Origin of the sequence: Winogradskyella sp. (genome assembly GCF_965656915.1) — a bacterium.
GTDB lineage: Bacteria > Bacteroidota > Bacteroidia > Flavobacteriales > Flavobacteriaceae > Winogradskyella.
In genome coordinates this window covers 5027-24241 of sequence record NZ_CBFHMI010000034.1, presented here as the reverse complement: position 1 = coordinate 24241, position 19215 = coordinate 5027, and the positions used below count along the sequence as shown (strand labels likewise).

The following is a 19215-nucleotide window of genomic DNA, read 5'->3' as shown; positions in this document are numbered from 1 at the left end:
AGATGACCACGTTGATAGGCTATAGGTGTAAAGGCAGTAATGTCATAGCCGAGTAGTACTAATAACCCATAGGCTTATTGTACGCCGTTCTTTTTATAAGTGCAAATTTTATTAAATTCTACTAGTTAATTAATGTGTATCTAAAGTCTATAATAGACTTTTCAATATGTCAACAATATTAGTGTTGTATATGTTTATAACAACCAAGATTTAAGGTGGTTATAGCGACGGGGCTCACCTTTTACCATTCCGAACAGAGTAGTTAAGCCCGTTAGCGCCGATGGTACTGCTTACTGTGGAAGAGTAGGTCGCCGCCTTTTTTGAATCCCGATTCTATATCTATATTAGAATCGGGATTTTTTTTGTTTATAATAATGATAATGAAGAACGAAGAAAATATTTAAGAGCTTATTTTCTTTTAAATATACTATTCAGTATAGTATTTAAACCAATGAATAACATCGCAATCGCAGCAATACAAATTACTATTGATAGAATAAGCAAAGGAATGTAAAGTGGTTTATCATCATTGCTAAAAGCTAGATGTAATAATGTAGGACCAGCAAACATTAAAATAAGGCAAATTCCCATTTGTTTTAATCCTTTTCCTAATATTTCTTTGTCGGTTCTATTTTCGTCGTCCATGTATAATGCTTTGTCTGACGTTTTTATGTTTTTGAAGTAATCTATATGCTTCCTCTTTTGAGACGTTTAACTCATTTATTATCATTTTAACACCTCTCTCAACAAGTTTGTGATTTGATAATTGCATGTCTACCATTTTATTCCCTATTACTTTTCCCAATTGAATCATAACAGTGGTTGTAATTAGGTTTAATATCATTTTTTGAGCAGTTCCGGCTTTCATTCTCGAACTACCAGTTAAAAATTCAGGACCTACAACAGCTTCAATAGGGTATTTGACAGTAACAGATAATGGACTATTCTTATTACATGTAATACAACCTGTTAAGATATTATTAATATTACATTTTTCTAAAGTACTAATTACATATGGTGTTGTCCCAGAAGCAGCAATACCAACAACTATATCTTTTTCTGTGATATCATAATCAACTAAATCTTCCCAGCCTTGTGTTGTGGAATCTTCTGCATTTTCTACCGCTTCTCTAATAGCTGAATCTCCACCTGCAATTAACCCAATAACAAGATCTGAGGAAACTCCGAAAGTTGGTGGACATTCTGATGCGTCTAAAATCCCTAATCTTCCACTAGTTCCTGCACCTATATAGAATAACCTACCACCATTTTTGAGTTTTAAAAAAACTTGCTCAATTAAAGCTTTCACTTGTGGTAATGCTCTTTCAACCGCAAAAGCTACGGTCTTATCTTCATTGTTAATGTTTGTGAGAATTTCATTGACAGACATGTTTTGTAAATTATCATAGTTTGAATCTTTCTCTGTAGTTTTAATAAAATTCATAACTAAATATAAGTATAATTTATTATGATAAATTTATAAGACAGTATAAATTACTTCGTCTACTTCTGATAATCTGAAATATCCAAAAGGAAAATTATTTGAATTTGTTTCATTTACACAATTACCTCTAACTGTAGCTGGTTGAGTTTCAAATGGTCCACCTGATTCTTGACTTCCTTGTTGTAATAAGATAAACATAAATTCATAGAATTCTTTAGAAACACCATAATTCCTAATAGTTACTTCATCTCCCGATTCTAAATCTTCTTCTGTATAGAACCCAAAAATTTGATTTCCGTTAGTAAACCTGTCTTCATAAACTTCTAATGTAGGGACAACAGGAATATCACTGATAAATTCAAAAAAATAATAGTTTTCTTCGTTTACTGGATCAGTATAGTAAGCTTTTAATTCAATATCTTCACCAGTAAAACCTCCTTCATTATTTTGTTCAATGAAATCTATGGAACTTACAGACTTCATTATTTCTGTAGCTTTATAAACTTCATCATTGTAGTCTATAGTTAAGGTATATATCTCACCAATTAGAGGAACAAAACTATTGTTTCTATAAATTCCTGAATCACCTTCTTCAGAAAAGTTAAACACGTTATTATTAGTATCGATAATTTTGACAATTGCGTCATTTGCTGGTGGAACTTCATCGTCAAAAAAAGGAGCTGAAAGAGTTAATTTAATACTTTGCTCATTGCCTGTAGTGCCTTTAATCCAATTAATTGAAGCATCAATAACCAATCTTGGTTCTGTGGTATTTAAATCAACATCAATGACGTCTTCACAACCAAGTAAGACGATAAATGTGAGTAATGTTAATACTATTTTCTTCATCATTAAAAACTAAAATTATATGAAACTGATGGAACTATACCAAAAATTGCTAACCTAACAGCTTCATTGGTTCCAGAATTTCTATTTTCTCTAAAAGTTATATTTGCAGCATTTCTTCTATTATAAATATTGTAAACACCAAAAACCCACTTTCCTTTAAATCTTTTGGTACTCTTTGGTTTAGGATTGTAATTAACAGCTAAATCTAACCTATGATAGGTAGGTAAACGACTAGAATTCCTGGCTTCGTAACTTGGAATTACAATACCATTATATTCATATTGGCCGTTTGGAAATGTAGCTGGTTGGCCTGTTTGAAATAAAAAGTTTGAGCTTAAAGACCATTTTTTATTTATGTCGTAGCTTGCTGTTAAAGAAATATCATGAGTTTTATCAAATGGAGTGTTGTACCAATTACCATTATTTATTCCTGTTTCAATTGCTGTTCTGCCAGGTGTACGTTGTTCAGATTTTGATAATGTATAGGCTAACCAACCTTTAAGTCTTCCTTCATTTTTCCTTAAAAGTACTTCTAGTCCGTAAGCCCTTGCTTCACCATTTAAAATTACCTGCTCAATAGCATTATTCGCAATTAGATTTGCACCATCTATATAATCTATACGATTATCAATTTTTTTATAGAATGTTTCTACTTCTAAAGAATATTGATTGTTTTTGAAAGTCTTAAAGTAACCTAAGGCAACTTGATCTAATAATTGTGGTTTAATAAACTCACCACTAGGTGCCCAAACATCTAACGGTGTAGGAGAGTTAGTATTAGAAAGTAGATGTAAATATTGACTCATTCTATTGTAGCTTGCTTTAACTGATGAGTTTTCATTTAGTTGATATGAAATAGCCAGTCTTGGTTCAAAATTTGCAAAAGACTCAATAACGTCACTTTTATTAAATCCCCTTGTGCCAATTGGTTCAGCTTTTTGATAAATACCTAAATTTTCATTAAAAATTACAGGGTTATTGTTTTCATAAACATTTAATTCATCTTGTCCTAAGCGATGAAATGTACTAAATCTTACACCATATCTTACCGATAATTTTGGGCTTATTTTATGTTCAGCATCTAAATAAATGGCATTTTCTAAAGCAAATTTATCAGTTAATTTAAATGGATTTATTCCAGAGCTTTCAGTAGTAGGTCTTATTTCACCAGGATTGAATCTATAATAAATACTATTTAATCCATATTCAAGTTTTATTTTGTTATTTATATAATGTTTAAAATCATATTTTAAATTGAAGTTTCTAATACCAGATTGCCAATCAAACTCCACAAATGAAAGCTCTAAATCATAGTCATAATCTGAATAAATCAAGGATAAATTTGAAAATAACTTGTCGGAAAAGAGGTGATTCCATCTAAAATTAATAACGGCATTTCCATATTCATTTTTAAAACTATCAGCAATTTCAAATATATCTCTACCAAAATATCCAGAAAGGAAAATACTGTTTTTATCATTTAATCTGTAACTTAATTTGGTGTTGAGATCATAGAAATAGGCCACATTATCTAAATCGAAAAGTGGTAAGAATAAATGAGCATAACTACTACGACCACCGAACAAAAAAGAGCCTTTATCTTTTTTGATAGGACCTTCAGCAAGAAGTCTACTTGAAATTAGGCCAATGCCACCATTCATGTGAAATTCGCTACTATTACCTTCTTTTTGATAAATATCTAAAACAGAAGACACTCTTCCTCCGTATTTCGAGGGAATTCCGCCTTTATATAATTTTAGATCCTTAATAGCATCAGGATTGAATACAGAAAAGAAGCCAAATAAATGCGAAGAATTAAAAATAGTTGCCTCATCTAGTAATATTAAATTCTGATCTGCTGCACCTCCTCTTACATTAAAACCAGAGGACCCTTCACCTGCATTAGTGACTCCTGGCAATAGAGTTATAGATTTGATTACATCAACCTCACCAAGAACTACAGGCATATTTTTGATTGTTTTTATAGATAGTGAATTAACACTCATTTGAGGTTTGCGAATGTTTAAACGCTCTACATCATCTTTAATGACTACTTGATCTAAAGCCTCAACAGACTCAACTAACTTGTAGTTTTTAACAATATCATTGTTTAACTCTAAAGTTTCCGTAATAGTTTTATACCCTAAATAACTAATCTGTACCTCGTATGTACCAGAAGGTAGTGTTAAAGAATAAAATCCATACTCATTGGTAACAGTTCCAGACTTTAACTGTGGTACAATTATGTTAACACCAATAAGGGTTTCGTTACTTTTACTATCAGTTATGGTACCACTTAATGTAAATTTTTCCTGAGCATTAAGAGAGGCAAGAAAAAAGACGAAAAAAATAAGAATTCTTAAAGAGTTCTTTTTCATTAAACAATTTTTTGTAAAAATAAAAAAGCTTCATTTTTCATGAAGCTCTTTTAACTTAAGTTTAGTTTAATATTGAGTTAAGCGTTTTGCTTGGTCTCATGGCATTTGAAGTTAAAACTTCGTTCGGATAATAATAACCGTCAATATCTACTAAGCTTCCTTGTACTGCATTTAACTCATCAATAATTTTCACTTCGTGAGATTGTAAATCTTTAAATATTTGAGAAAATTCATGTTTAAGCTCGCTATCTTTTTCTTGATTAGCTAGTGCCTCAGACCAGTACAACGCCAAATAGAAATGACTTCCTCTGTTATCTAATTCATTAACTTTTCTAGATGGTCCTTTTTTATTTTCCAATAGTTTTTCTGTAGCATCATCTAATGTTTCCCCTAAGATGCTAGCTTTAGGATTATTATTGACTTCTGCAAAATGATCTAGTGATACTGCAAGAGCTAAAAACTCACCCAAAGAATCCCAGCGCAAATGATTTTCTGTTATGAACTGTTGCACATGTTTAGGTGCAGAACCACCAGCACCAGTTTCAAATAAACCACCGCCATTCATTAATGGTACTATGGAAAGCATTTTTGCACTAGTTCCTAATTCCAAAATAGGGAATAAGTCCGTTAAGTAATCTCGTAATACATTACCAGTAACTGAGATGGTATCCTTCCCAGCCTTTACTCGTTCTAAAGTAAATTCTGTAGCTTTTATTGGGGATAAAATTCTAATATCTAATCCAGATGTGTCATGATTTGGCAAGTATAGATTAACCTTCTTAATAAGTTCTGCATCATGAGCTCTGTTTTCATCCAACCAAAACACAGCAGGTGTTTGAGATGCTCTTGCTCTGGTTACTGCTAATTTTATCCAATCTTGAATAGGTGCATCTTTAACCTGACACATTCTCCAGATATCACCTTTTTCCACTTTGTGAGACATTAATACGTTGTTAGAAGCATCAATGACTTCTACGGTTCCATCTGCAGAAACCTCAAACGTTTTGTCGTGTGAACCATATTCTTCAGCCTTTTGAGCCATTAATCCTACATTAGGTACAGTTCCCATTGTGGTAGGATCGAATGCCCCATGTTTTTTACAGAAATCTATAGTTGCTATGTATACGCCAGCATAACTACTATCTGGTATAATAGCCTTGGTGTCTTGTTGTTTACCTTCTGCATTCCACATTTGACCAGAAGTCCTTATCATAGCAGGCATAGATGCATCGATAATTACATCACTTGGTACGTGTAAATTGGTAATACCTTTATCAGAATTAACCATGGCTATATCAGGACCATTTTCAAATGCTAAGTTTATATCGGCTTCAATTTCACTTCGCTTATCTGCTGATACTTCTTCTAAGTTTTCAAGTAGATTGCCAAAACCATTATTTACGTCTACACCAATTTCTTCAAACGTTTTTTCATGTTTGTCAAAAACCGGTCTAAAATATGTTCTTACGGCATGACCGAATATGATAGGGTCAGAAACTTTCATCATGGTCGCTTTCATATGCAAAGACATTAACACATCTTTTTCTTTCGCATCTTTTATTTGATGTTCTAAAAAACTCAATAATGCCTTTTTGCTCATTATGGTACCATCAATGATTTCACCTTTAAGTAAATTGAGGTTGTCTTTTAAAGTAGTTTTATTTCCAGCATTATCTGTATGAACAATTTTAACAGACGTTGCTTCAGAAACAGTTACCGATTTTTCGTTATGTGCAAAGTCTCCATGTGACATTGTAGCAACGTGAGTTTTAGAGTCAGAACTCCATGCTCCCATACTATGCGGATTTTTCTTTGCATAATTCTTTACAGCTTTTGGAGCACGTCTGTCAGAATTTCCCTCTCTCAATACAGGGTTTACGGCACTCCCTTTTATTTTATCATAACGAGACTTAATTTCTTTCTCTTCGTCACTTTTTGGATCTTCCGGATAGTCTGGTAATTTATAACCTTTACCTTGTAATTCTTCTATCGCGTCAGTTAATTGAGGAATTGACGCGCTTATGTTTGGAAGTTTTATAATATTTGCTTCTGGCTGTTTTGCAAGATTACCTAATTCTGCAAGGGCATTGTTGACACGTTGATCTTCAGAAAGATAATCTGGGAATACCGCTAAAATTCTGGCAGCTAACGAAATATCTTTTGTTTCTAAAGTAATTCCAGAGGATTTTGTAAATGCTTTTACGATTGGTAAAAAAGAGCGTGTTGCTAATGCAGGTGCTTCATCAGTTTTTGTATAAACTATCTTGGCTGTCTTTGTCATAAGTTGTAAAAAAGTTTGTGTGTGCTAATGCTTAAATTTAAGCTGTGCAAATATACAAAATAGATGGTGTTTTGTAATGGAAATATTGATACTAAGTAGAAGTGTTTTTTATGAAATCGTCAAAATAAATCTGTAATTGATTGAAATCTAAAATTAGACACTGATAGAAAAAGAAAAAGCCATATCACTGCAGCGAAACTGCTTTGACATGGCTTCTTTTTGAAACATTACTAACGTGACCTATTTAGTTTTTACTAACTCAGTTGTATGACTTTCGTCATCATCCTTTTCGGTTCAAGTTTTCGTGCTTCAGATGAAACGTTTCATATCTTTCAAAATGTATTGACCTGATACTACTTCGCTTCTTAAGGTAAGTTTTCTTGATGTTTTTTCCTTTATCATTCACTTGCGTGTCTGATACGCCCAAAAACATTGCTTATCTTTTTCGTGTTCACTTTCGTTTCCACTACTTTTTCCAAGCTTTCCACTCAAACTCTTACAGCCTACCGAAATATGCTGTAACGCCTAAATTTCATGACCAACTACCCAACACTTGTCTACACAAGCGGTGCGCTGACCTCAAAAAATTACCTCAATACATAAAGAACGTTACTTCATTACAAGTTAACATAAATTTAAAATTACTTTTAAAACCAAACAAGGTTTGTTGTCAATTGTTTAGCTAAAGTATGTTTATATTACGAATAAACAAATATTTTAACAAATTAGATATAAACATCTTATAAACCGTACTTATTAACAAAAGTTAATAACGAAAAAAGCCTTCAGTTTCTGAAGGCTTTTTTTACTCTCTATGTTAGTCGATTTATCTTCTAACTTCTTTAATTCTTGCTTTCTTACCAGTAAGACCTCTAAAGTAGAAAATACGTGCTCTACGAACACTACCACGTTTGTTAACTTCTATTTTCTGTAAAGCTGGTAAGTTAACTGGGAAGATACGCTCTACGCCAACTGTTCCAGACATTTTACGGATTGTAAATGTTTCAGAAGTTCCGGTTCCTTTACGCTGTAATACTACACCTTTAAAGAACTGTGTACGTGTTTTACTTCCTTCTTTAATTTCATAGTATACTGTGACAGTATCACCAGCACTAAATTCTGGAAGGTCTTTACGGGTTACAAATTCGTCTTGTACAAATTTTACTAAAGAATTCATTTTCTTTGTTATTATGGTTGTTTCAAATCAACGTTCACGATTTTCGCCAGAGGTTAATCCAAAAGTGGCGACAAAGATAATTAAAAAGTAGAAAGTAAAAAGTAGAATGTGAAAAGTTTTAAGTCTTATTCTGCTCTTTTTTTAAATCATTAATAGCAAATATTACAAAACCAGTTGTAAATACTAAGAATGAAAATGTATTTAGATAAGATAATAATACTTGTACTTTTAAATAGTTGTCTGTTTCAAAAGAGCCTGTTAAATAAGGCACCACTTGAAATAATATAATTGATATTAGAGTAAATACAGTACCTACGAGCATAATTTTTGCGCCAATAGATTTACGGTATTTTGTAATTATGAGAATACTTGATCCTATAATAGCAAGCTGAAATAAAAATATTAGAGCGCTATTAATAATAAAGTGAACTGATAAATCATCGAAATTATCCATGGTCAATTAATGTATTACTCATTCAAAAGGTCTGGGCGTCGCTCTTGGGTTCTTTTATAAGCTTGTTCTTCTCTCCACTTTTCAATCTCACCAAAATTACCGCTAAATAACACTTCAGGTACTTTCATGCCTTTATATTCTCTTGGTCTTGTATAGATAGGTGGTGCCAACAAATTATCCTGAAAAGAATCGGTAAGAGCAGAGGTTTCATTGCCAAGTACTCCTGGTATTAATCGTATTACAGCATCACAAAGCACAGCTGCTCCCAGTTCTCCGCCTGACAATACATAATCTCCAATAGAGATTTCTCTGGTTATAAACTTATCTCGAACACGCTCATCGACACCTTTATAATGGCCACAAAGAATAATAATATTTTCTTTAATAGAAATCTGATTGGCTATACTTTGGTTAAGACGTTCACCATCTGGTGTCATATAAATAATCTCATCATAGTGGCGTTCTGCCATTAAACCACTAATACACTTATCAATCGGTTCTATCATCATCACCATACCTGCGCCACCACCAAATTGGTAATCATCAACAGACTTATAATTATCCGTGGTGTAGTCTCTAAGATTATGAAAATGAACTTCTACTAACTGAGCTTCTATAGCACGTTTTAAAATGGAGGCTTCAAATGGACTTTTTAAAAGTTCTGGTAAAACAGTGATAATATCTATGCGCATTGTGTCTTTGTATAGAATGCAAAGGTAGGTTTAATTAAGAAATTTAATGAAATGAAATTTTGGAAGTTCGTTTAACGTGTTTACGTATGGTTAGTTGAGTGGTTTAGCAACTAAGTTAACAAACAAATCACAGATAGAAAATTCCAGCAGACACGAGCGAAACGAACTGGTGCAAGCAATTTTCGTAAGTCGGCAGTGACCAAGCAATTAATTATATACGTTATTAGTAGTGCGGGTTTTACTTAACTTCTAGAGAAATTTTCAATTGTTTTTATTAGATGCATATATTATTAGACCAATTGATGCTCCTATAACCAATCCAATTCCTGCATTCCATATCGCATATCCGAAAATCATCCCTAATCCAGCTCCCGTAGATATATACCATTTTTTGTTTTTTTCCATTTCGATATTCGTTGCGTGTCATTAATTATCTTTTTTACATTTTTGAAGTCTTCAGTTTTACTTTAGGTCTTAAGATTTACTTTATTTTTCCTGACTGCTAACTTTAGTGATATGAGTTCGTTGTAATGCCTTACATCAGACGTTAAACGAAGTTAGATGAAAAAAATTAGAACGTTAAATAACAATATCCTTCTGAAATCATTTATTTATCCATAAAAAAATCCGTAATGTATATTACGGATTTAATTGAGATTCTTTATAGTATCCAGAATGGCATTTGTTAGGCTTTATTCTTATTGATTTCGTCCTGTAACTGACGTCTTACTTTCTGCTCACGTTCTAAGGCTGTACGTCTGTGTTCTTCAAACTCAACCTCTACTTCTTCTAGTTTATGTTTGGCTTCGCGTGTTGCAGAGTTACTACCTTTAAATTTAAAAATGAAGAAAAACAATAGTGCCAAGAGTGCGGCAATAATAGACCACATAATTACATTATAATTGGTTTTACTGGTTTGTATACCTAATAACGCCATGTTATTTTTCTCAGTATTGGTTTGTTCTAATGTGTTTTGCGTATTCGCAAGGTTAGTTTTTAATTGTTCAATTTCTTTTGCCTGGCTATTTACTATATTTTGAGAGCTTTCTAACTCAGTATAAGTGGTCTTTAATGAATCTAAAACATTGGCTTTTAGCTTTAAAAGTGAGCTGTATTTTACAGCTTCGTATTTCTGACCTTTTAAACCTTTAAAATTTCCAGATTTTCTGAAAATATATTCAAACTGATTATCTATTGTGCCACTGTCTAATGAGTATTGTTCTTCTGATTTTTCAGTTGTGTTTTGTGCGTTAATAGATTGAAAACTAAATAGTAATACAAATACTATAGAAATTTTTAATAAGAATTTCATGTAAGACTTAATTTTGATTCGTTAGGTTTTAATGTTTGCCAAGATAATTATTTTATCTGCAAAATATTACTATTCGTCGAACAAATAATAGCATATTATCAATGCAATTTATATACGATGCTAGTTTTTGTTTGGATGTCATTAGATAAAAAAAGGTCTTATTATAACATAAGACCTTCCCTTTTAATATTAACCTATTTTTTAATAATACGCATAGCGTCTTACTTTAGAAATATATTTTGCCAGTCGTATGACCTGATGACTATAGCCATATTCATTATCGTACCATATATATAGTATGGCATTTTTACCATCTTTTCTTACGATGGTGGCTTTACTGTCGTAGATAGAAGGTGCTGAGCTCCCAACGATATCGCTAGACACCAACTCGTCACTCATTTCGTATTTAATTTGTTCCACGAGATCACCTTCTAGTGCGTATTTCTTCATAGTAGAATTAATACTTTCAACAGACGTTTTATTATCTAGTTCTAAATTTAGAATTGCTAATGAGCCATTAGGTACTGGTACTCTAATTGCATTAGAGGTTAACTTACCTCCCAAAGAAGGTAGCGCTTTACTCACTGCTTGACCAGCACCAGTTTCGGTAATGACCATATTTAAACCTGCAGCACGACCTCTTCTGTATTTTTTATGAAAATTATCAACTAAATTCTGATCATTAGTGTAAGCGTGTATAGTTTCTAAATGGCCAGATTTAACACCAAATGAATCTTCCATAGCCTTTAATATTGGTGTAATAGCATTGGTTGTACATGAGGCTGCTGAGAATATTTTTACTTTATCCGGATTATGCTCTAGTTGATTCACACCATGTACAATATTCGGTACACCTTTACCTGGAGCAGTTAATAAAACTTTTTCTACACCCTTTGCTTTAAGATGTCTACCTAAAGCTTCTTTATCTCTAAATGCACCTGTATTGTCAATCACCAAAGCATTATTGATACCGTATTTAGTATAATCTATATCTTCTGGTGCATTAGCCGAAATTATTTTTACGGTGGTGCCATTAATTATTAATGCAGAATTTTTGACATCTGTACTTACCATTCCAGAAAAATCTCCGTGAACAGAATCATTTCTTAATAATGAAGCTCTTTTTTCTAAAACAGTTTCGTCAACAGCTCCTCTGGTTACTATAGCTCTTAGTCTTAATTGACTACCAGAACCGGTACGTGTCATTAACTCTCTGGCCACTAAACGTCCTATTCTACCAAATCCATAAAGTACAACGTCTTTTGGTTCAATACCAGTGTTGTCTTTGGCATTCTTTAATTTGGCAGAAACAAAAGCAGTAGCGTTACCGTATTTCTGATCCTCCAGGTGAAACTCGTACGTTAGTTTTCCGATATCTAATTTTGCAGGTGGCAAATTTGCCAATTTAATGGCTTGTGCAATCTCAACAGAATCAAAAATAGAAATTGGTTTCTGAACGAATTCGCCAGCATACTCATGCAGGTTTAAAATTTCGCTCACATTTCTATCAATAAGCTGATTTCTAAAAAGTACAAGCTCTATGGATTTATCGTACCACAAGTCGCTTACAATTTTAATAAATTCAACCGTTGCTCTACGGCGATCTGCCTGAAACGCTAACTCTTTTTCGTAAGTGTCTTTAAAACTCATTTGTTTTATGGTCTATAAATTTTGCGCAAAAATACATATTTCAAACGTTTTCGTAATACTTTTTGTCGAAAATAAAAACCCTTCAAAGAATAACGCTCTGAAGGGTAATTTTTATAGGTATGTAATGAAGTTTATCTAAAGATAGGTGTTATTTTTTCACCTTCATTATTGATAACTTCTATTTGTAAAGGCTCATTAAACTTTCTGCTTTTCATGGCGTTTTGGGCGTCTTCAATAGTATATAACTTTTTACCATTTATTTTAGTAATAATACTTCCTTCGACTACACCCATTCTTTCCCATGAGTATTTATAATTCTCATCAAATTTTGAAATTTTTATACCGTAATCAGCATTATATTTTTCTAAATCTTCGGTAGAAGCATTTTTTACAAACCCAATAGTTTGAAGGATATAAGTAGAAGGTTTTAAAAGTGTCACTGGTAACACTTCTTCGTCACCATCTCTCAATAGAGTGACGTTTACAACATCTTCAGGACTTTTAGTTTTTAGATAACCAGTTAAATCTGAAAATTTATTGATTTCTACATTGTCAATTTTTCGAATGATATCTCCAGATTGAATACCTGCTTTTTCAGCTCCTGTATCTTCTGTGACTTCACTAACATAGAAACCTTCGGTGATATCGGTACCTAATTGTTCTGCAGCTTTGCTATTTAGAGCACCACCAACAACACCTAAAATGCCGTTTTGTACATTACCATACTCCATAATATCATTTACGATTTTACGAGCAATGTTACTAGGTACAGCAAAAGAGTACCCGATGTAAGACCCTGTTCGTGATGAAATGGCCGTATTAATACCAATAAGATCTCCATTAGTATTGACCAAAGCTCCACCAGAATTTCCTGGATTAACGGCTGCATCTGTTTGAATAAACGATTGCATATTCTGACCTGTTAAATCTCTAGATTTAGCACTTATAATACCTGCTGTTACTGTAGAGTTTAGGTTAAAAGGATTTCCAACCGCTAGAACCCATTCACCAATCTTAGCATTGTCAGAATCTCCAAAAGCCATATATGGTAAATCTTCTTCAGTATCTATTTTTAATAAAGCAATATCGGTTACAGCATCTGTACCAATAAGTTCTGCCATATATGTTTTATTATTATTTAATGTAATGCTAATTTCGTTTGCGTTTTTTATTACGTGATTGTTGGTAACGATGTAACCTGTTGGTGAAATAATTACACCACTGCCTGTTCCAACTTGTGCTCGCTGTGAGTTGCGACCAAAAAACAAATCTTGCATCGTCATTGGAGCGCTTACAATAGATGTGTTTTTTACGTGAACCACAGCATCAATAGACTTTTCGGCAGCTTCGACAAAGTTGGGAGCTAGAGCAGCATTAGAATTAATTGTATTTGTTGTGTTTGTAGGTATGTAAACAGGCAAGTCAGATGACTGTTCTACTGCTAGTTGTTGTTCATTATCTTGGACAAAAAGTTTATAACCTCCTAAAGTCAATATACCACCTAATGCCGAAACACATACCAATGTTAGGATCTTCTTCATAATTTTTCAGTTTTAAGTTTAACTATTCAACATTTAAATTTAGATATTTATTGAATCTGTAATCGTATTTTAACGACTATTTAACGTCAACTTTAACCATCGTTTAACAACTCGTTTTGCACTTTAATATTCTTATATTTGCTTGTAATTATGACAATGACTTTTTATAAATATCAAGGCACTGGAAACGACTTTATTATTGTGGATAATCGTCTACAAATAATAAACAAAAATGATACCAAACGTATCGTTGAATTATGCGACAGACGATTTGGCATAGGTGCAGATGGATTTATCCTTTTAGAAAACTCAAATAATGCGGATTTTAAAATGGTATACTACAATTCTGATGGAAATGAAAGTAGTATGTGTGGAAATGGTGGACGTTGTATAGTGGCTTATGCAAAATATTTAGGCATCATAGATGATAAGGCAGATTTCATAGCTATCGATGGTTTACATAAAGCGGAAATTAAAAATGGTATTGTTCATCTTCAAATGCAAGATGTATTAAAAGTAGAGGCATACGATAATCATTTGTTTTTAGATACCGGCTCTCCACATCACGTGACTATGGTTTCAGATATCCAAAGTTATGACGTAAAAAAGAACGGCTCTAAAATCCGATATGGCGCACCATATAAGGAAAACGGAAGCAATATTAATTTTGTCGAGCACGTAAATGACAATAGTTTTGCCGTTAGAACGTATGAACGTGGAGTAGAAGATGAAACCTTGTCTTGTGGTACTGGAGTTACTGCTGTGGCTCTCGCTATGCATAAAAAAGGTTTAACACAGCAAGAACAAGTAGTTTTAAAAACGCAAGGTGGTGAGTTGAAGGTTAAATTTAAGTCATTCGACTCAGGGTACAATAATATTTGGTTAATAGGTCCTGCCGAACAAGTCTTTAAAGGCAATATAGAATGGTAACATTAAAAGGAGAACATATCTATTTAAGAGCATTAGAGCCAGAAGATTTAGATTTTATCTATGGTATAGAAAATGACACCTCGTTATGGCATCTTAGCGATACACAAACACCATATTCTCGTTTTTTAATTAAACAATATTTAGAAAATGCTCAGCAAGATATTTACGAAGCAAAGCAATTGCGATTAGCTATTTGTGATAAAGCTGATAAGACAATTGGATTAATTGACGTTTTTGATTTTAATTTTAAAAACAAACGTGCTGGTATTGGTATCTTAATTCAAAACGACTCTAACAGATACAAAGGTTTTGGAAAAGAAGCCTTGTCTCTATTAGTAAATTATTGTTTTGAGACCTTGCATCTACATCAGGTTTATGCTAATATTTCTGAAACTAACTCAGCAAGTTTAAAGTTATTTGAAGGTAGTGGTTTTAAAAAAATAGGATTAAAAAAAGACTGGAGCTTTGATGGTAAGACATTTACAGACGAATATATTTTACAACGTATTAATAATTAATTTATGTATATAAAGAAAATTCTATGGGCGATTGCACTTATTGGACTTATCATTTTTGCAGCTATAGCATATTATATCTATGGCGCCATGTTTCAGCCGAATACTAAATTCAGCGAAGACACTGCATATATATACGTACCTTCTGATGCCACATATCCGCAAGTTAGAGCACAACTAATTCCTTTACTCGATGATATTGATACGTTTGATGCGCTTGCCAGTCAAAAAAAATATACAACGAATATAAAGGCTGGTCGTTTCGCAATCTCAAAGGGTATGAATAATAATGATATTATTAATTCTATTCGTAGTAATAATTTACCAATTAAAATTGCATTTAATAATCAACATAGCCTTGAAGACTTAGCTGGTAGGATAGGTTCTCAGATTGATGCAGATAGTTTAGCACTTTTAAATGCAATGACTAATGAAGACTTTTTGGAAAAGAATGGTTTTACAGAAGCAACAGCTTTAGGTATGTATTTACCCAATAGTTATGAGTTTTTCTGGAACACTTCTGCTGAAGGATTCCGGGATAAAATGCTGAAAGAGTATAAGCGTTTTTGGAATGAAAGCAGACGCAATAAAGCGAAGCACTTAAATCTCTCGCCAGATGAAGTTATGACATTAGCGTCTATTGTGCACGAAGAGTCTAAGCAATCAGATGAACAGCCACTAATTGCTGGTGTTTATCTTAATAGATTGAGGATAGGTATGCCATTACAAGCAGACCCAACATTAAAATTTGCAGCTTATCAATTACCTAAATATAAAAATACAGTAATTAGAAGAGTACTTAACATTCATAAAGAAATAGATTCGCCTTACAATACGTATAAAAATTCAGGTTTACCACCAGGATTAATCGCCATGCCAGATTTGTCTGCCGTAAATGCTGTATTAAATCCTGAAAAACATAAATATCTTTATTTTGCAGCAGATGCAAAGCGAATAGGCTATCATAAGTTTGCGAAAACGCTCGCTCAGCATAATAACAATGCCAGAGAATATCAACGATATTTGTCGTCTCAAGGTATTAATAGATAAGGTTTGAAACACGTTCAGTTTTACGTCATATTTTTCTTACTATTCACCAACGTCTTGTTATCACAATCTAGTGTAGACAAGTTTTTAAAACCTAGTGAAACACTAAATACATCAAGAAGAAATGCCGTACTTATCACTGAAACTTCTTTAGCTACGGCTACTCTTATAGGGTTGCATCAGTTATGGTACAAAGATTATCCAAGGTCATCATTTAAAACGATTAATGATAGTAATGTATGGCAACAAATGGATAAATTAGGTCATGTGTTTTCATCGTATCAGCTAGGTAGAATTGGTGCGAACACACTTGATTGGGCTGGAGTAAGTAAAAGAGATCAACTTTTATATGGTTCTACTTTAGGTTTTGGTTTTCTAACCGTTGTTGAGGTTATGGATGGGTTTTCGGAAGAATGGGGTTTTTCTTGGTCAGATATGGCCGCTAATGCATTAGGAACAGGCCTCTATGTTGGTCAGGAATTGTTATGGCAAGAACAACGGATAGTTATGAAATATTCTTTTCATCAAACACACTTTGCCTCACAACGACCAGACAAACTCGGTAATGGTCTTTTTGAAGAATTTTTAAAAGATTATAATGGACAAACGTATTGGCTTAGTGCGAATATAAATGCTTTTGTTAAATCAGACGTTATTCCGAATTGGATCAGTTTAGCATTAGGCTATGGTGCGAGTGGCATGTTAACAGGAGAACCTGAGGATCCGCTATTTGAAAATCAGAAAAGAATAAGACAATTCTACCTTAGTTTAGACATTGATTTAACTCGAATTAGAACAAATTCTCGCTTCTTAAAAACAGTTTTTGATGTTTTTAACGTTATTAAGCTTCCTTTTCCGACAATAGAAGTCAATAGTAAAGGTATTGCAAAGTTCCATTATTTCTACTTTTAACGACTACAATAAACAGGTAAAACCTGATTTCCAAAATTTATAAAAAAGTTGTATCTTTGCACCGCATTTTAGTAGTGATGTTTAGGAGAACATGTTTTACTAAAAAAATTAGCTGTTATGGTTATAAATAGAGTTAAAAATATCGTTTTACCGTTTGCAATTTGTTTTTTTATGGCTGTTGCATTGTATCCAGATTCGACTATTAATCCAGATCACTATTCTACGGAAGGATTAGAGTTAAATTATAATTTCAACAAAGATTTAGCATTAAAATCAGAGAACGAGATTGAACAAAATATGTTCACACCTTATTTAGGTAAATCATTTGAAGGTTTTAAAGAGGCGCTTGCTTTTAAAGAATCCAGAGGTGATTATTTTACAGTTAACACTTTAGGTTACTTGGGTAAATACCAATTCGGGAAAGAAACATTAAAAGTGATCGGGATTTATAATCCTAACCATTTTTTATACAATCCAGAATTGCAAGAAAAGGCATTCGTTGCTAATGCAGAACGCAATAAATGGGTCTTGAGAAAAGATATAAAACGTTTTGAAGGTAAAGTTATTGGTGGTGTTAAAGTGACTGAATCTGGTATTTTGGCAGCAGCGCATTTAGCTGGACCAGGCAGTGTAAAAAAATACTTAAGAAGTTACGGAAGTAATAATTTTGCTGATGCTTACGGTACTACTGTAAAGCATTACATCAAAAAGTTTTCTGGATACGATACTTCTATTGTCACGCCAAATAAGAAAGCAAAAGCGGTCCTTTAATCTTTTTGTATTATGAATATAGCAGGACGTTTATGAATGTCCTCTTTATTGTTTTTCCATAGTTTAGCAGGTAAAGTTTTAATGAATTCTGTTGGTAAGGTTAAATCACATGCTACGCATAGCCTTGTTTCCGCATGTAATATACTTACTAAATCATTAAGCATTTTCATGTTTCTGTATGGCGTTTCTATGAATAACTGTGCTTGATTTTGTTCTGAAGAAAGTCTTTCTAATAATTTTATTTTAGATTTCCTTTCATTTTTATCTATTGGTAAATAACCATTAAAAGCAAAACTCTGTCCATTCATTCCCGAAGCCATTAAGGCCAATAAAATAGAAGATGGTCCTACCATAGGAACAACTTTAATGTTCATTTGATGCGCTAAGCTAACAATATCCGCTCCAGGATCTGCTATAGCCGGACATCCTGCTTCCGATAATAAGCCTATTGAAATACCTTCTAGACAAGGATTTAGATAAGTGTCTCTTTCTGACTCAGTAGTATATTTGTTTAATACCTTTAATTTTAATGAAGGTTGAGATTTATTAGGTGTAATTCGTTTTATAAAGCGTCGAGCCGATTTCTCATTTTCTACGATATAATTATTAAGATCTTCAATCACTTTTTTTATGGCGATTGGCAATACTTCAAGTGGTGGATTATCTCCTAATCGGGTTGGGATTAAGTACAGCTTTCCTAATTCTGAACTCATTTGTTTACGATAAATTTAAAAGTGTTTTGTTCTCCATTTTCAGATTCAATTTTTAATATATAAAAGCCATTTGCTAAGCTAGATGTATCAATCGTCTGTATATTGCCTTCATTTGGTTTCACACTATTTAGAACTTTTCCTTGAATGTTATAAATTTTAAATAAAAGTGTCTCATTATTTATGCCAGAAGATAAATCAATATTTAATTCATCTTTTATAGGATTTGGATAAATTGAAATACTATTTATAGATTGCTCATCTATACTCAAAGAGGTGTCTATGAGTTTGTAAATTGTACCACTATCTAGATCTGAAATATAGAGTTCTCCGTTGATATCTTCTCCAAAAGCAGACCAAGCACCTATAAAATCATTAAATGTTATATCCCAATTAGAGCCATTTGGTGTTAAATAACCAATTTCATTACTGCAAAAATCTGCAAAGAAATATAAGCCTTGGAAATTAGAATAGGTACTACCTCTATATCTGTAGCCTCCTGTCACGGAACACCTGCCTGTCGCATGAGTGTATACTGCAACCGGACTTTTT

The 19215-nt window shown here is 32.8% G+C and carries 18 protein-coding genes and 1 rRNA gene; 6 read left to right on the top strand and 13 right to left on the bottom strand.

Annotated features, from left to right (window positions below; all coding sequences use genetic code 11):
• Positions 1-211 precede the first annotated feature (211 nt).
• A 5S ribosomal RNA gene (rrf, locus tag ACTG3Y_RS09355) occupies positions 212-320 on the top strand.
• 88 nt (positions 321-408) lie between these two features.
• Here rrf and ACTG3Y_RS09350 read toward each other — a convergent pair.
• The 11 genes from ACTG3Y_RS09350 to ACTG3Y_RS09300 all read right to left on the bottom strand — a co-directional run bounded on the left by ACTG3Y_RS09350 (position 409) and on the right by ACTG3Y_RS09300 (position 13778).
• Positions 409-645 (bottom strand): DUF6095 family protein, encoded by a 237-nt coding sequence (locus ACTG3Y_RS09350; protein WP_439152661.1) that lies wholly within the window; start codon positions 643-645, stop codon positions 409-411.
• Positions 629-1444: an N-acetylmuramic acid 6-phosphate etherase gene (gene murQ, locus ACTG3Y_RS09345; protein WP_439152660.1), complete on the bottom strand. Its 816-nt coding sequence runs from the start codon at positions 1442-1444 to the stop codon at positions 629-631. Before murQ ends, ACTG3Y_RS09350 begins: the two co-directional genes overlap by 17 nt.
• A 33-nt stretch (positions 1445-1477) precedes the next feature.
• Positions 1478-2293 (bottom strand): DUF4249 domain-containing protein, encoded by an 816-nt coding sequence (locus ACTG3Y_RS09340; protein ID WP_439152659.1) that lies wholly within the window; start codon positions 2291-2293, stop codon positions 1478-1480.
• A 2-nt stretch (positions 2294-2295) separates the two neighbouring features.
• Positions 2296-4671, bottom strand: coding sequence for a TonB-dependent receptor (locus ACTG3Y_RS09335; protein ID WP_439152658.1), 2376 nt, complete (start codon positions 4669-4671; stop codon positions 2296-2298).
• Between the two features lie 61 nt (positions 4672-4732).
• Positions 4733-6952 carry an NADP-dependent isocitrate dehydrogenase gene (locus tag ACTG3Y_RS09330; protein WP_439152657.1) on the bottom strand — a complete coding sequence of 740 codons (2220 nt, stop codon included), beginning with the start codon at positions 6950-6952 and terminating at the stop codon, positions 4733-4735.
• Positions 6953-7778: 826 nt separating this feature from the next.
• Positions 7779-8129, bottom strand: a complete 351-nt coding sequence (gene rplS, locus ACTG3Y_RS09325) for a 50S ribosomal protein L19 (RefSeq protein ID WP_439152656.1) — start codon at positions 8127-8129, stop codon at positions 7779-7781.
• Positions 8130-8247: 118 nt separating this feature from the next.
• A complete protein-coding gene (locus ACTG3Y_RS09320) occupies positions 8248-8583 on the bottom strand; it encodes a hypothetical protein (RefSeq protein WP_439152655.1) in 336 nt (111 codons plus the stop codon).
• Positions 8584-8597: 14 nt separating this feature from the next.
• Entirely contained in the window at positions 8598-9275 is a 678-nt protein-coding gene (gene trmD, locus ACTG3Y_RS09315) for a tRNA (guanosine(37)-N1)-methyltransferase TrmD (RefSeq protein WP_439152654.1), read from the bottom strand.
• A gap of 685 nt (positions 9276-9960) precedes the next feature.
• Positions 9961-10587 carry a tRNA (guanine-N1)-methyltransferase gene (locus ACTG3Y_RS09310; RefSeq protein WP_439152653.1) on the bottom strand — a complete coding sequence of 209 codons (627 nt, stop codon included), beginning with the start codon at positions 10585-10587 and terminating at the stop codon, positions 9961-9963.
• A 201-nt stretch (positions 10588-10788) separates the two neighbouring features.
• On the bottom strand, positions 10789-12237 hold the full coding sequence (locus ACTG3Y_RS09305; RefSeq protein WP_439152652.1) for a glyceraldehyde-3-phosphate dehydrogenase: 1449 nt from the start codon (positions 12235-12237) through the stop codon (positions 10789-10791).
• 131 nt (positions 12238-12368) lie between these two features.
• On the bottom strand, positions 12369-13778 hold the full coding sequence (locus ACTG3Y_RS09300; protein ID WP_439152651.1) for a trypsin-like peptidase domain-containing protein: 1410 nt from the start codon (positions 13776-13778) through the stop codon (positions 12369-12371).
• 150 nt (positions 13779-13928) lie between these two features.
• On the opposite strand from ACTG3Y_RS09300, the gene dapF reads away from it, so the two are divergent.
• From dapF to ACTG3Y_RS09275, 5 genes are all read left to right on the top strand, one after another.
• Positions 13929-14708 (top strand): diaminopimelate epimerase, encoded by a 780-nt coding sequence (dapF, locus tag ACTG3Y_RS09295; protein ID WP_439152662.1) that lies wholly within the window; start codon positions 13929-13931, stop codon positions 14706-14708.
• Positions 14702-15226, top strand: coding sequence for a GNAT family N-acetyltransferase (locus tag ACTG3Y_RS09290; RefSeq protein ID WP_439152650.1), 525 nt, complete (start codon positions 14702-14704; stop codon positions 15224-15226). The genes dapF and ACTG3Y_RS09290 overlap by 7 nt, the downstream gene beginning before the upstream one ends.
• 3 nt (positions 15227-15229) lie before the next feature.
• Complete coding sequence (gene mltG / locus ACTG3Y_RS09285; RefSeq protein ID WP_439152649.1) at positions 15230-16273, top strand: endolytic transglycosylase MltG; 1044 nt, start codon at positions 15230-15232, stop codon at positions 16271-16273.
• Positions 16274-16276: 3 nt separating this feature from the next.
• The gene (locus ACTG3Y_RS09280; RefSeq protein WP_439152648.1) at positions 16277-17182 is read left to right on the top strand and encodes a DUF2279 domain-containing protein; all 906 of its coding nucleotides are present in this window, start codon (positions 16277-16279) and stop codon (positions 17180-17182) included.
• A 171-nt stretch (positions 17183-17353) separates the two neighbouring features.
• Positions 17354-17953 (top strand): peptidoglycan-binding protein LysM, encoded by a 600-nt coding sequence (locus ACTG3Y_RS09275; protein WP_439152647.1) that lies wholly within the window; start codon positions 17354-17356, stop codon positions 17951-17953.
• On the opposite strand, the gene ACTG3Y_RS09270 is transcribed toward ACTG3Y_RS09275, so the two are convergent.
• Entirely contained in the window at positions 17950-18666 is a 717-nt protein-coding gene (locus tag ACTG3Y_RS09270; protein WP_439152646.1) for an SAM-dependent methyltransferase, read from the bottom strand. The two genes, ACTG3Y_RS09275 and ACTG3Y_RS09270, sit on opposite strands and share 4 nt — an antisense overlap.
• Positions 18663-19215: T9SS type A sorting domain-containing protein (locus ACTG3Y_RS09265; protein ID WP_439152645.1), on the bottom strand; the 553-nt coding region annotated here is incomplete at its 5' end. The genes ACTG3Y_RS09270 and ACTG3Y_RS09265, both read right to left, overlap by 4 nt.